The organism is Paraburkholderia sp. (assembly GCF_050742655.1).
GTDB lineage: Bacteria > Pseudomonadota > Gammaproteobacteria > Burkholderiales > Burkholderiaceae > Paraburkholderia.
Genome location: NZ_JBOIGG010000006.1, coordinates 249,085 through 262,777, shown reverse-complemented (window position 1 = coordinate 262,777; position 13,693 = coordinate 249,085). Strand labels below are relative to the sequence as shown.

Annotated in this window: 13 protein-coding genes; 4 read left to right on the top strand and 9 right to left on the bottom strand. The window is 64.6% G+C overall.

Annotation, left to right across the window (positions count from 1 at the left end):
• Nucleotides 1–304 precede the first annotated feature (304 nt).
• A complete protein-coding gene (locus ACREXZ_RS11520) occupies nucleotides 305–910 on the top strand; it encodes a TetR/AcrR family transcriptional regulator (RefSeq protein ID WP_431764186.1) in 606 nt (201 codons plus the stop codon).
• Between the two features lie 134 nt (nucleotides 911–1,044).
• Here ACREXZ_RS11520 and ACREXZ_RS11515 read toward each other — a convergent pair whose 3' ends face one another.
• Both ACREXZ_RS11515 and ACREXZ_RS11510 read right to left on the bottom strand, forming a co-directional pair.
• On the bottom strand, nucleotides 1,045–1,713 hold the full coding sequence (locus ACREXZ_RS11515; protein WP_431764185.1) for a Vgb family protein: 669 nt from the start codon (nucleotides 1,711–1,713) through the stop codon (nucleotides 1,045–1,047).
• A gap of 41 nt (nucleotides 1,714–1,754) precedes the next feature.
• Nucleotides 1,755–2,978, bottom strand: coding sequence for a helix-turn-helix domain-containing protein (locus ACREXZ_RS11510; RefSeq protein ID WP_431764184.1), 1,224 nt, complete (start codon nucleotides 2,976–2,978; stop codon nucleotides 1,755–1,757).
• Nucleotides 2,979–3,100: 122 nt separating this feature from the next.
• Here ACREXZ_RS11510 and ACREXZ_RS11505 point away from each other — a divergent pair, with 122 nt between their 5' ends.
• The gene (locus ACREXZ_RS11505; RefSeq protein ID WP_431764183.1) at nucleotides 3,101–3,868 is read left to right on the top strand and encodes a DUF899 domain-containing protein; all 768 of its coding nucleotides are present in this window, start codon (nucleotides 3,101–3,103) and stop codon (nucleotides 3,866–3,868) included.
• Nucleotides 3,869–3,876: 8 nt separating this feature from the next.
• Nucleotides 3,877–4,677, top strand: coding sequence for a DUF2182 domain-containing protein (locus ACREXZ_RS11500; RefSeq protein ID WP_431764182.1), 801 nt, complete (start codon nucleotides 3,877–3,879; stop codon nucleotides 4,675–4,677).
• Nucleotides 4,678–4,684: 7 nt separating this feature from the next.
• Here ACREXZ_RS11500 and ACREXZ_RS11495 read toward each other — a convergent pair whose 3' ends face one another.
• The 7 genes from ACREXZ_RS11495 to ACREXZ_RS11465 all read right to left on the bottom strand — a co-directional run bounded on the left by ACREXZ_RS11495 (nucleotide 4,685) and on the right by ACREXZ_RS11465 (nucleotide 12,519).
• Entirely contained in the window at nucleotides 4,685–5,110 is a 426-nt protein-coding gene (locus ACREXZ_RS11495; protein WP_431764181.1) for a MarR family winged helix-turn-helix transcriptional regulator, read from the bottom strand.
• Entirely contained in the window at nucleotides 5,094–5,978 is an 885-nt protein-coding gene (locus ACREXZ_RS11490) for an alpha/beta hydrolase family protein (RefSeq protein ID WP_431764180.1), read from the bottom strand. The genes ACREXZ_RS11495 and ACREXZ_RS11490 overlap by 17 nt, the downstream gene beginning before the upstream one ends.
• 106 nt (nucleotides 5,979–6,084) lie before the next feature.
• The gene (gene araH / locus ACREXZ_RS11485; protein ID WP_431764179.1) at nucleotides 6,085–7,101 is read right to left on the bottom strand and encodes an L-arabinose ABC transporter permease AraH; all 1,017 of its coding nucleotides are present in this window, start codon (nucleotides 7,099–7,101) and stop codon (nucleotides 6,085–6,087) included.
• A 35-nt stretch (nucleotides 7,102–7,136) separates the two neighbouring features.
• On the bottom strand, nucleotides 7,137–8,651 hold the full coding sequence (araG, locus tag ACREXZ_RS11480; protein ID WP_431764178.1) for an L-arabinose ABC transporter ATP-binding protein AraG: 1,515 nt from the start codon (nucleotides 8,649–8,651) through the stop codon (nucleotides 7,137–7,139).
• Nucleotides 8,652–8,757: 106 nt separating this feature from the next.
• A complete protein-coding gene (locus ACREXZ_RS11475; protein ID WP_431764245.1) occupies nucleotides 8,758–9,771 on the bottom strand; it encodes an arabinose ABC transporter substrate-binding protein in 1,014 nt (337 codons plus the stop codon).
• Nucleotides 9,772–9,850: 79 nt separating this feature from the next.
• Nucleotides 9,851–10,780: a dihydrodipicolinate synthase family protein gene (locus ACREXZ_RS11470; protein WP_431764177.1), complete on the bottom strand. Its 930-nt coding sequence runs from the start codon at nucleotides 10,778–10,780 to the stop codon at nucleotides 9,851–9,853.
• Between the two features lie 8 nt (nucleotides 10,781–10,788).
• Nucleotides 10,789–12,519, bottom strand: coding sequence for an IlvD/Edd family dehydratase (locus ACREXZ_RS11465; RefSeq protein ID WP_431764176.1), 1,731 nt, complete (start codon nucleotides 12,517–12,519; stop codon nucleotides 10,789–10,791).
• Between the two features lie 146 nt (nucleotides 12,520–12,665).
• Here ACREXZ_RS11465 and ACREXZ_RS11460 point away from each other — a divergent pair, with 146 nt between their 5' ends.
• Nucleotides 12,666–13,622 carry a LysR family transcriptional regulator gene (locus tag ACREXZ_RS11460; protein WP_431764175.1) on the top strand — a complete coding sequence of 319 codons (957 nt, stop codon included), beginning with the start codon at nucleotides 12,666–12,668 and terminating at the stop codon, nucleotides 13,620–13,622.
• Nucleotides 13,623–13,693: the final 71 nt, after the last annotated feature.

Sequence of the window (13,693 nt, the reverse complement as noted above, 5' to 3'; positions counted from 1 at the left end):
GGCCGTGCACGTGAATGGACATGCAGGCTCAGTCATTTGAGTCGCGAGCGTAACATCGCTTGTGCTCGATGTAAACCGTCCAGACGGTTTGTTTTCTTAAGGCAATGGTTCATACTGGTTCTTGTGGCCGGGCAGGAAACTGCGCCGACGCGCTTTCCGCACTCCAGACCGGCGACGAAGAAGACGCGTTGCCGGCTTGATAGAATCGCGCATCGCAGGCCGCCGGCAGCGGTGGCTCCGGCATTCGCAATGCGATGCACCGTCACACCGGCGCGAACAGCCGTTGACGCTTTCTCGAGAGAATATGGACAACCCCACCCGTTCCGAACGATCCCGTCAGACCGCCATCCAGGCGGCGCTCGTCATTCTTACCCGCGACGGTGTCGGCGCACTGACGTTCGATGCGCTCGCGCGCGAAAGCGGGATCAGCAAGGGGGGACTGCTGCATCAGTTCCGCACCAAGAGCGGCATCATCAAGGCGCTGCTTGAATATCAGACGCAGCATTTTCAGCAGTTCGCGACCGACTATCTGTCGAGCAAGGCCGCTTCGGCGACCGAGCCGACGCTTTCCGCGCAGATCGCGGTGTCGCGCGAAGCGATGAAGCAACCGCATCCGGTCGCGCGTGCGGTGCTAGCGGCGCTGGTCGAAGATGCGACGTTGCTGGAAATGATCCGCACGACCGACGTGCCGAATATCAAGACTATCGAGAAAGAAGCCACCGATCCCGACATGGCGCTGGTGCGCTGGGCCGCGGCCAAGGGCCTCGCCTTCAATGCGTTGCTCGGGTTGTGCCCGCTCTCCGATAAACAGCGCGACCGCTTGTTCGAGCGGCTGCTCGATGACGACAAATGGAAGTCTGTCGCCTCGCCAAAGAACAGCAAGGCGAAGGCAAAGAAACCTTCGCAGTGATTCGACCTCTGTTTGCAGAGGCCGCGTAGCGGGTTAGGCATGCACCATGCGATAGCGGCCGCGCCGATGCGCATCGTGCGATACCTTCTTCGGTCCGACGGTTTCGACGCACGCCCTGCTGCGGTCCGTTTTGCTTACTCGCTCGCGGAGCCGCCCGCATCCCTGGTATTCCGGCGCGGCCGGCGAACCGCCCGTACTTTCCCACTGCTGCCACCACCGCAGTACAACCGGTCGCCGCCGTCGGACTCAAGCCCCGACACCATGGTGCCCTCCGGCATGTCGAGACTCTCCAGCACGTTGCCCGTACGCGGATCGACACGCCGCACATCGCTTTGATCGCCTTCCCACGTGCCGTGCCACAGTTCGCCGTCGACCCACGTGACACCGGTCACGAAGCGATTCGACTCGATCGTGCGCAGGATCTTGCCGGTCGCGGGATCGATCTGATGAATCTTCCGCTCGCGATACTGCCCGACCCACAACGTCCCTTCGGCCCACGCGAGCCCCGAGTCGCCACCGCCGCCGGGCGACGGAATCGTCGCAAGCACATCGCCGGTCTGCGGATCGATTTTCTCGATGCGATCCTCGACGATCTGGAACAGGTGCCGGCCGTCGAATGCGGTCCCTGCATGCGCCGCGACGTCGACCGAACGCTGCTTCTCGCCGCTCGCGGGATCGAGCGCGCTCAGCGTGTCGCCAGTCGCGATCCAGACCTGCCGGCCGTCGTAACTCACGCCATGCACATGGTCGATGCCCGGGAAAGGCCCATATTCACGGATGATTTCTGCCGCCGATCGTTTCATGTGTCGATCCTCTTTTATAGTGGACGATGGATGGTTCGATCCTAATCGCCCGGCAGTGGAGCGGGGAGTAACAAGGTCGTCGCGAATCCGGGCACCGGCGGCGTAGTCCAGCGACGCGCGCGCCCGCGACCGAACGACTGCACCTTGCCCGTCGCCGCCAGCGCGTCGAGCGCGCGCTGCGCGGTACGCTGGCTCGTGCCTAGCGCAAGCGCGAGTGCCGAGCTCGACCACGAGCCACCGTCGGCGAGGAACGCGAGCACGGTCGCATGCGGGTCGTCGACGGGCGGTGCCAGTACCGCGACTTCCTGCGCCGCAGCAGGCAGCAGCGCGAACCCGCGCGGCGTCGCGCTCACACGCGCGAGCGGCCGCAGCATCGCGCGTAGCCGTCCGATTTCGACCCGTAGCCGCGCGCGATGCGATTCGTCAGCATGCTTCGTCCGGAATGCGAGAGCGATGAGCGTGTCGCGCGGCACGTCTTGCGGCCACGCCTCCGCGAGCGCGCGTACAAGCACAAACAACACGGGGCGTGTCGCCAGCGAAACCGTTTGGTGCGCATCGCGTACCGCGTAACGGCACGCGTCCACGACAAACGCTGCCGACGTCAGCAGCGCCTCGACTTCGTCGAGCAGAAGCAGCCGCTCGGCGCCGCGCGCGATCAGACGCGCGGCAGGCGTATTCAGAACGTGCGACGCGCTGTCGACTTCCGCGGTCAACGCGGCGATGCCCGCATCGCGAGCCGCACGCGCGGCGCGGTCGAGCGCGGCACGTGCGGGTTGCGTGCGCAGACGACGCATCGCGATCCCCGCGACGACCAGTTCGTGCGCAGCGCTCAACGCGGGCGGCAGCGGTGCTGCAGAAGCGAGACCGTCGAGCGTGCGCTCGGCTTCGTCGAGACGTCCGATCAGCAATAGACGTCTAACTTCGAGATATCGCGCATGCGCGGCATTCACATGATCGCCGTGCGCGTCGAGCGTTGCGCGCGCGGCATCGAGTGCTTTCGTGGGCCAGTTCAGGTCGCGCGACACGAGCGCGACTTCGGCCTCGGCGACGACACAGCGCGCGCGCGCCACCGCCTCTTTCGGACCGAACGCGCGAGCCGCACGGCGCAGCAATGTCTTCGCCCGAACCAGATCGCCGAGCTGCGCCATTGCGATGCCGCGCAGCGCGAGCGCCGGCGCGTCATCGCGCAACGCGACCCGGTTCAGCGCGCCGAGCGGATCACCCGCCGCGAGCGCGTGCGCGGCGGCGTTGATCAGCGAGTCCATCGGAATCCCGCCACACTTGTCACTCCCACCGTTCGAGGTCGAGAACTAATCTATCACACGACCCCTCACCGTCCGTCGTCGAGCAGACCGCGCGAACGACGGCGCAACCGAACGGAGCAATCATGACGACGACCCACCCCACCGGCACCCGCGAAGCATGGCTGACCGCGCGCCTCGACCTGCTCGAAGCGGAAAAGGAACTCACCCGCCGCAGCGACGAACTGGCGCGACAACGCGAGGCGCTGCCGTGGGTACGCGTCGACAAGACCTACCGGTTCGAGACCGGCAAGGGCAGCGCATCGCTCAAAGATCTCTTCGATGGACGCTCGCAACTGCTCGTCTATCACTTCATGTTCGGCCCCGACTACCAGGCAGGATGTCCGTCGTGTTCGGCGATCGCGGATGGTTTCGATGGCTTCGCCGTGCACCTCGCGAATCACGACGTGATGCTCACGGCGGTATCGCGTGCGCCGCTCGCGAAGCTGAACGCGTATAAGCAGCGGATGGGCTGGACGTTTCCGTGGGCATCGTCGGTCGACAGCGATTTCAACTTCGACCTCAACGTGTCGTTCACCGAGCAGCAGCAGCGCGACGACTCTATCGAATACAACTACCGGCGCGGCGGCCACGCGATGGACGCAACGCCAGTACCGCCGCCCGTCGTCGAATTCGCCGCGGCCTGCGGCACCGACGCGCCCACCTATTCGCGCGATCGACCCGGCATGAGCGCCTTCGTGCTCGAAGACGGCGTCGTGTATCACACGTATTCGACGTACGCGCGCGGGCTCGATGGTCTGTGGGGCATGTATCAGTGGCTCGATCACGCGCCGAAGGGACGCAACGAGACGGGTGTCTGGTGGCATCGGCATGACGAGTACGCGAAGCGATGAGTTGTGTAATGCGCTACGCCAATCTCGTCGAAGCAAGGCCACGCTGGAGTTTCATTGCCGTGACGACGCTGCTGTTCGCCGCCGGCGTGGGCATGACGCTCGTCCATCACACGTCGATGTCCGCGATGAACGGCATGCCGATGCCCGGCGGCTGGACGATGTCGTCGATGTGGATGCGCGTGTGCGGACAAACGTGGATCGACGTCGCGGCATCGTTCGCCGGCATGTGGATCGCGATGATGACGGCGATGATGCTGCCCATCGTCGCGCCGACGCTGTGGCGCTACCGCGCGGCGCTCGACACGACCGATAAAGCGCATGCGGACCGGTTGACCGTCTGCGTCGGCGCGGCGTACTTCGTCGTGTGGACCGCGTTCGGCATGACGGTCTTTCCGCTGGGCGTCGCGCTGACGATGCTCGACATGCACATACCTGTGCTGGCTCGTGCCGTGCCGGTCGCGAGCGGCATTGTGGTGCTGGTCGCCGGTGCGTCGCAGTTCACTTCATGGAAGATGCGTCGTCTGGCCTGCTGCTCGAACACGCCGGGTAAGCGTCCATTAGCGGCAAACACGGGCACCGCGTGGCGATATGGTCTCAGCTTCGGCCTCCACTGCGTCTACTGCTGCGCCGGCCCGACCGCGGTTCTGCTCGTCGCCGGTATCATGAATCTGCACGCGATGACCGTCGTCACTGTCGCCATCGCTGCCGAGCGTCTCGCGCCTGCGGGCAAGCGGGTCGCGCGCGCGATCGGTGCCGTTGCGATCGGCGCAGGCCTCTTCATGATCGCGCGGTCGATCGGGCTCGGATGACGCACACTTAACTACCGAATCGCTCACGCACCGCCGCAAGCCAGCGGGAAACAACCTCCAGTTCGTGATCGTCGAAACCGCTGGTCAACTTCGCATTCAGCGGACCGAGCTGCTTCGTCGCCGATACCGCTGCCGCTCGACCGGCCTTCGTCAGCCATAAGCAGCTGTTTCGCCCATCGTCCTCATGGGCCCGGCGTTCGATCAATCCACCCTTCACCATCCGGTCCGCGAGCCCTGTCATCGCCGACGGCGCGATATCCAGTGCGAGCGCCACTTCCCCGCTCAACGCGCCGTCCTGGCGCTGAAGCACGAACAGCGCCGCTGCCTGCGCGACGCTGGCGCCGGCCTGTTCGTTGACCTGCCGCTCCAGATATCGCTGCAGCGCCTTCTGCGCGGTATTCAAAAGAAACACATATCTACGGTCTTGCGCCATATCGCTCACTCGAGAGATGTCGTTCAAACCATTGCGTGACGACGGGCCATAACGTGTCCGCGTGATGCCGACGGAAAAAGCCGAGGTGCCCGACTGCCTGACCGCGGCTATCCGACGGACCTAGTTGCCGGCGTTCGACCGCGCAGCCCGTGAGTTCACGCGCCAGCAGATCGATCGCCTCCGCGGGTGCCCACAGGTCGTCTTCCATACCGAGCGACAACACGGGTAGCCGCTGACTGCGAAAACGTTCGAGCGCGTGAGTCTCCGGATCGTCGAGGAAGTAACGCGGCAGGCTCGTCCAGCGCGACCACTCCAGCATAACCCGCCCCGGCAGATTCTCGCCGATGCCGAGCCTGCGCCCCGGTACGAAACCGAGCATCCGTGCACACAGCGGCCCGATAACCTTCAACAGAAGCGCGCCGCGCAGACGTTCGCCGAATGGCCGGATGAAGCGCAGGCAGCCCGCGTGCGCGCAGATCAACACGGCCGCGGACAGCAGACGGCTGCTGTCGCACAGGCCGATCGCGTGTCCGCCGAAGCTATGGCCCACCGCGAGACGCGGAACGTCCGCATAGCGTCCGGCAACCCATCGCGTGAGGGCCTCGACGTCCTGGTCGGCCCACGTCATGAAACCGGCGTCCACTGATTTTGCATGGGGACCGCCCGCGCGCATGCCGCGATAGTTGTACGTGACGACGTCGAAGCCCTGCGCAGTCAGGTACTCGGCGAACGGAAAATACATCCGCTCGGTGACGGCAGTGGCCGGATTGATCTGCACGACTGCTCTGGCCGGCTGCGCGGCAGAATGGATGGTGGCTTCGAGCATGAAGCCGTCGGAACAGCGAACGGAATGAGTTGTCGTGGTCATGGCTTTTATTTCGCATGCGAAGTAACTTGTTTAGCATGCGAAATAACGAACCGCAATCATTCGAATCGAGGATGGATTCGAATGATCTTCGGTATGGAGCGCTGGATTACCCGCCGCGCCGGTTGCGCCGGATCTGGTCGAACAGCACCGCGAGCAGCAGGATGCCGCCGCGAATCAGATATTGATAAAACGTCGGCACGTTCAAGAGGCTCATTGCGTCCTGCACGGAACCCATGATCAGCACGCCGACGATCACGCCGGAAATCGTCGCGACGCCGCCCGTCAGCGACACGCCGCCGAGCACGCACGCGGAGATCACGCCGAGTTCGAGGCCGACCGACGTCTTCGGATCGCCGAGGCTCATCCGCGACGCGAGCATCACGCCCGCAAAGCCGGTGACGAGCCCTTGCAGCACGAACACCGTGATCTTGATGCGTCTGACCGGCAACCCCGCGAGCAGCGCGGCCTCGCTGTTGCCGCCGACCGCCAGCACGTTCTTGCCGAACACCGTCCGGTTCAGGATGAAGCCGAACACGGCAAAGCCGATCACATTGCTCCAGATCGGATAGGAGACGCCGAGAAACGATCCGCCGCCGAGATCGAAGAAGCGCTCCTCGGAGATCATCACGGCGTCGCCGTTCGACGTAATGAACGCGAGTCCCCGGACGACCTCCATCATCGCGAGCGTCACGATCAGCGAATTGATCCGGTAGCCCGCGACCAGCACACCGTTCACGAGTCCGACCGCCCCGCCCACGAGCACGCCGCCGACCACGCCGAGCAGCACACTATGCGTCGCGGTGATCAGCGTCGACGCGACCACGCCGGAAAACGCGACGATCGACGCGACCGACAGATCCACTTCGCCCAGCGCAAGCACGAACATCATCGTGACGGAGATCGAGCCGATCAGCGTGACCGACAGCAGCAGGCCCTGGATGTTGCGTGCACTTGTGAAGTCCGGCACCGTGAACGACAGCACCGCGAGCAGGATGATGAACACCATCACGATGCCCGAGCGGTTGATCAGATTCCACGTTCGCGAAGCACGGGTGCTGCTGCCCGCGGTGGTGGTGGTCGCGGTGGAGGCCGTGCTGTTGCGGCCTGTCGATTGCGTTTGCATGTGTCGGTTCCTGTTGCGGTTGCTCATGCTGCCGGTCAGCGCGGCAGCGCGAGCTTGATCAATGCGTCGGGGGTGGCCTGCGCGCGTGGAAGATCGCCGACGATGCGGCCTTCGCGCATCACCAGCACGCGGTCCGCGACGCCGATCACTTCGGCCATGTCGCTCGACACGACGATGACTGTGCGGCCTTCGTCGGCGAGTCCGTAGAGCAGGCCGTAGATCTCGCTGCGCGCGCCGACGTCGATGCCGCGGGTCGGCTCGTCCATCAGGAACACGTCGATGTCCTCGGCAAGCCAGCGCGACAGGATCACCTTCTGCTGGTTACCGCCCGACAGCGTACCGATCTGCGTATCGCCATCGCGTGTCTTGATCGCCAGGCGGCTCACGTATTCCGACGTCACGCGCGCTTCGCGGCGGCGGTTCAGCACGTTGAAGCGGCTGAAGTGTCGCCGGCAGCTAATGTTCATGTTGTCGGAGACCGACGCGATCGCGACGATCCCGTCCTGCTTGCGGTCTTCCGGACACAGCGCGATGCCCGCGCGCACCGCGTCGCGCGGCGAATGAAAACGGCGGCGAGCACCCTTCAGTACGATCTCGCCGGCCGTCGGTTTCACTGCACCGTAAATCAGCTTCATCAATTCCGACCGGCCCGCGCCGACGAGTCCAAAGAAGCCGACGATCTCGCCCTTGCGCGCGACGAACGACGCCGGCTCCGCGAGCCCCGGACCCATCAGGCCTGTCACTTCCAGCTGCACGTCGCCGGTGTCGCGCGGCCGGTAGCCGTACACGTCGTTGATCGAGCGGCCGACCATGCAGCTGATCAACCGGTCGCGATCGAGCCCGCCCTGCGCGTCCAGCGTGTCGATGCGCCGGCCGTCGCGGAACACGGTCACGCGATCGCAGAGTTCGTAGACTTCCTCCATCCGGTGCGTCACGTAGACGATCGCATGCCCTTCCGCCTTCAGCGCGCGGATGATCTGGAACAGCTGCGTGGTTTCGCGCGACGACAGCGAACTGGTCGGTTCGTCGAATGCGATTACGCGCGCGTTGCGCATCAGCGCCTTGCCGATCTCGATCATCTGCCGCTGACCGATCGGCAGTTCCTTGACCTTGCGCGCCGGGTCGATTTTTTCGCCGAGCCGGTCGAGTGCATCGACGGCACGCCGCACCAGTGCCTTTTCGTCGAGCACGCCGAGACGATGCGGCAACGCGCCGAGCAGCAGATTTTCGGCGACGGTCAGCTCAGGCACGAGGTGCAGTTCCTGATAGATGATCGCGATGCCCGCGTCGATCGCATCTTTCGGCGCGGTGAATTTTCGTTCGACGCCGTTCAGCACCAGCGTGCCTTCGTCGGGATGATTGACACCCGACAGCACCTTCAGCAACGTCGACTTACCGGCGCCATTCTCGCCCATCAGGCCGTGCACTTCCCCGCCGCGCACGTCGAGCGCGACCTTGTCGAGCGCCAGCACGCCGGGAAAACGCACCGTGATGCCGTCGAGCAGGATGTGCGTGTCTTTGGCCTGTTCCGCGCTTGCTGGAACGATCATCTTTCACCCATCGATTGCAACGACGCCGCGCATCAATCGCGCGGCGTTGTCGAGTTCACGGAAAAACGGACGCACACGCGCCCGTCCCCGTCGTGTTTCCGCACACTCAGATACCGAGTTCCTTGCGCACGTCCTGCCAGTTGCCGCGGACCATCAGCTTGCCGGTGGTCTGGGTATCGGCGGGCGGCTGCTTGCCCGTCTTGATCCAGTCGACGAGGTTCTCCGCGCTCTGCTTACCGTGATTCGTCGAGCTGACCGCGATCGTGCCGTAAAAGCCGGTCGGCTCCTTCTTCTGGAACTCGGCGAACGCTTCGCCCGCACCGTTGATGCCGACGCCGATCACGTCGGCGGACGGGATATGCAGCTGTTCGGTCGCGCGCACGGCGCCCAGCACGGTTTCCTCGTTGATCGCGTAGACCACCCACAGCTTGATGTCCGGATGCTGCGCGAGCACCGGCGATGCCGCGTTGAAACCGCCTTCGTCGTCAGTCGTCTTCTGTGGTGCATCGAAGATGTTCGCTTTCTTGAAGCCGTTCGCGAGCAGCGACTGCGTCGCGCCGTCGGTGCGCGCCTTCGCAGTCGGCAACTCGTAGTCGGTGATGCGCAGCGCGCCGACTTCTTCGGGCTTCCAGCCGCGCTTCTTCATTTCGTCGGAGATCGCCTGGCCGACCTGATTGCCGATCTTGAACGCGGACATCCCGAGGTGCGGCACGTCGGCAAGCGGCTTGCCCGACGAATCGACGAGCTGGTCGTCAACGGTCACGAACTTCATGTTGTACGTCTTCGCACGCGCGCGGATCGCAGGTCCGAGACGCACGTCGGGCGCGCAGATCACGAAGCCTTTCGCGCCTTGCGCCCCGAGGTTGTCGATCGCACTCAGCACCTTCTCGCCATCCGGCGTACCGATGTTGATCACGGTGAAGCCATCCTGCTTGCCGAGCGCCGTCGCGGCTTTCTGCTCGTTGATGAACCACGCCTGCTCCGGCATCTTCACGAGAAAGCCGATTTTCAGCGGCTCGTCGGCGTGCACGGACAGCGACGTGCCGAGCGGAATGAGTGGAATCGCCAGCGCGGCAGCGGCCAGCGCCGACAGGGTCAAGCGGCGAAGCCCGGGGTTCATCTTTTTCTTTGTCTGCATCTGAGTCTCCTTGAGTCGAGGTTGTTTTAGTACGTCCGTTAGTGCGTCCTTTAGTACGTCTCTACGTGCCCCATCGCAGCACGAGCGGATCGAGCCGCCGCGCGATGTCGATCAGTTCGCGGCGCGTGTCCGGATGCAGCGGCGGCAGCGGATGCCGCGACGCCTCGCACGCGATCACACCGCCCTCCTTCATCAGCGCCTTTGCAGCGAGCAATCCGGTCTGCCGGTTCTCGTGATTGATCAGCGGCAACCAGGTCCGATAGCGCTCGAACGCGAGATCGTGATGGCCCGCGCGATACGCGTCGAGAATCGGCCGGATGCCGTCGGGATAACCGCCGCCGGTCATCGAACCAGTCGCACCCGCGCCGAGATCCGCGAGCAGCGTGATGGCTTCTTCGCCATCCCACGGTCCCTCCACCGCATCGCCACCGAGCCGGATCAGCTCGCGCAGTTTCGCGGCCGCGCCCGGCGTCTCGATCTTGAAGTACGCGACGTGTTCGATCTCGCGCGCCATCCGCGCGAGGAACGGGGCGGACAGCACGGTGCCGCTCGCGGGCGCATCCTGAACCATGATCGGGATGTCGACCGCGTCTGACACGTGCGCGTAGAACTCGTAGATCAGCGTTTCGGGCACGCGGAACGTCGCGCCGTGATACGGCGGCATCAACATCAGCATCGACGCGCCCAACTGCTGCGCGCGCAGGCTACGCTCCGCGCAGACGCGGCTGCTGTAGTGCGTCGTCGTGACGATCACCGGCACGCGGCCCGCGACATGTTCGAGCATGGTCCGCGTCAGCAGGTCGCGCTCGTCGTCGGACAGCGCGAACTGCTCGGAGAAATTCGCGAGGATGCACAGGCCGTCGGAACCGGCGTCGATCATGAAATCGACGGCACGCTTCTGGCTTTCCAGATCGAGCGCGCTGGATTCCGTGAAGGTCGTCGGCACCACCGGAAAGATGCCCTGATAGCGGGGGGAACGGGACGAGGTCATGAAGTCAGTCAATGAGAGTGGCGCGGCACCGAAGCGCCCCGCATGCCGACGAGGAAGTCGAGATCGCAGCCTTCGTCCGCCTGCAGCACGTGATCGACGTAAAGCTGACGGTAGCCGCCCTGGCCTGGCGGCGGCGGGGCAAGCGATTTCATCCGGCGTTCGACCTCGTCGGCGTCGACGTCCAGATGCAGCGTGCCGTTCTCGCAGTCCAGCTCGATCCAGTCACCGTCGCGCACGGCGGCGAGCGGGCCGCCCGCCGCCGCTTCGGGCGCGACGTGCAGCACGACGGTGCCGTACGCGGTGCCGCTCATCCGCGCGTCGGAGATTCGCACCATGTCCTTCACACCCTGACGCAGCAGCTTCGGCGGCAAGCCCATGTTGCCGACCTCGGCCATGCCGGGATAACCCTTCGGGCCGCAGTTTTTCATCACCAGCACCGAGTTCGCGTCGACCTCGAGCGTCTCGTCGACGATGCGTTCCTTGTAGTGCTCGAGGTTCTCGAACACGACCGCGCGACCGCGATGCCTGAGCAGTTCGGGCGTCGCCGCCGACGGCTTCAGCACCGCGCCACGCGGCGCGAGATTGCCGCGCAGCACACGGATGCCACCATCAGAAATGAGCGGCTTGTCGAGCGGCCGGATCACTTCGTCGTTGAAGTTGGGCGCGTCTTTCACGTTGTCCCACAGCGTTCTGCCGTTCACCGTGAGCGCATCCGGATGCGGCAGCAGTTGCGCTTCGCCGAGCCGGCGCAGCACCGCAGGCAAACCGCCTGCGTAATAGAACTCTTCCATCAGGAAACGGCCGGACGGCATCAGGTCGACGATGGTCGGCGTGTCGCGACCGAGGCGGGCCCAGTCCTCGAGTTCGAGCGGCACGCCGATGCGGCCCGCGATCGCCTTCAGATGGATCACCGCATTGGTCGAGCCGCCGATCGCCGCGTTCGTGCGGATCGCGTTCTCGAATGCCGCGCGGGTCAGCACCTTCGACAGCGTGAGCCCGTCCTTCGCCATCTCGACGATGCGCAGGCCCGACATGTGCGCGAGCACGTAACGGCGCGCATCCACCGCGGGAATCGCAGCGTTGTGCGGCAGCGACGTGCCGAGCGCTTCGGCCATGCACGCCATCGTCGATGCGGTGCCCATCGTGTTGCAGGTGCCCGCGGAACGCGACATGCCGGCCTCCGCAGAGAGGAAGCGATGCAGGTCGATCTCGCCGGCCTTCAGCGACTCGTGCAATTGCCAGACCGCTGTTCCCGAACCGATGTCCTTGCCGTCGAGCTTGCCGTTCAACATCGGACCGCCGCTCACGACGATCGCCGGCACATCGCAGCTTGCCGCGCCCATCAGCAGCGCGGGCGTGGTCTTGTCGCAACCGGCGAGCAGCACGACCGCGTCGACCGGATTGCCGCGAATCGCTTCCTCGACGTCCATCGACGCGAGGTTGCGGGTCAGCATCGCGGTCGGCCGCAGATTGGATTCGCCATTGGAAAAAACCGGGAATTCCACCGGAAAGCCGCCGGCCTCGAAGACACCGCGTTTAACGTGTTCGGCGAGCTTGCGGAAGTGCGCGTTGCACGGCGTCAGCTCCGACCACGTATTGCAGATTCCGATGATCGGGCGTCCGTCGAATTCGTGATCGGGGATGCCCTGGTTTTTCATCCAGCTTCGGTACATGAAGCCGTTCTTGTCCGCGGTTCCGAACCATTGGGTGGACCGCAGTTTGGGTTTCGATTCCGGCATGGTTTCTTTTTGAAAGAGGTCCGCGAGGCCGCACGGACGTCTTCTCGTGACGGCAGGGGCGAGAGAGAGTGTAGGAGTAGGCCCAATACCAATCCAATGAAAATTCCGGCAGTATCGATATCCATTCCAGCATTCATACAAACCCTATGAGCACCGCGCCACCCTGGTACATCCGGACGAGGCTCAAGCCGCGTCAGTTGCTGTTGCTCGTCGAAATCGCGGAGCTTGGCAACATCCATCGCGCCGCCGACGCGCTGAACATGACGCAGCCCGCCGCGTCCAAACTGCTGCGCGAACTCGAGGAAACGCTAGGCGTCGAACTGTTCGAGCGGCTACCGCGCAACATGCGGCCAACCGTCTACGGCGAAGTGATGATTCGCCACGCGCGCGCGGTGCTCGGCAGTCTCGACCAGGCACACAAGGAGGTGCTGGCGGTAAGGACCGGCGACCTGGGTCACGTCGCGGTCGGTGCGATCACGGCGCCGGCGACGCGTGTGCTGCCGTCCGCCGTCGCACAGTTGAAGCGCCGGCATCCCGGGCTGCGGATCGCGCTGGAAGTCGAGAACAGCAACGTGATGCTCGAACGGCTCGCGCAGGACAAGCTCGATCTGGTGGTGGGGCGTCTGTCCGCCGAGCACGACAAGCTGCAGCTGCATTACGAACCGCTCGCGAGCGAGCCGGTGTGCGCGGTCGCGCGGCCTGATCATCCACTCATCGGCGCGCACGACCTCAGCCTGGGCGACGTCAGGGATGCCGCGTGGATCGTGCCGCCCGCCGGCACCGTGCTACGCCACCGATTCGAGCTGATGTTCCAGCGCGACAGTCTCGTGCCGCCGACGAACCTCGTCGAAACGAGCGCGCTGCTTGTCCTCACTCGGCTGCTTGCGGAAACCGATATGTTCGCCGTGCTCGCGACGGACGTTGCGCGCTACTACGCGTCGTTCGGCGTGGTGGCGATACTGCCGCTCGCACTACCGTGCCATATGGACGACTTCGGCATCATCACGCGCACGGATCGCGCGCTTTCGCCGGCGGGGCATTTGATGCTCGAGGCATTGCGTACCGCGGGTGGGCTGGCGTATGAGGATGGGCCGCAACGGTGAGGTTGCGCGTGTGACGTTTCGGCTTCAGCGTCACAACGCCGATACATACACCCGGCTATGATCACGCTTTA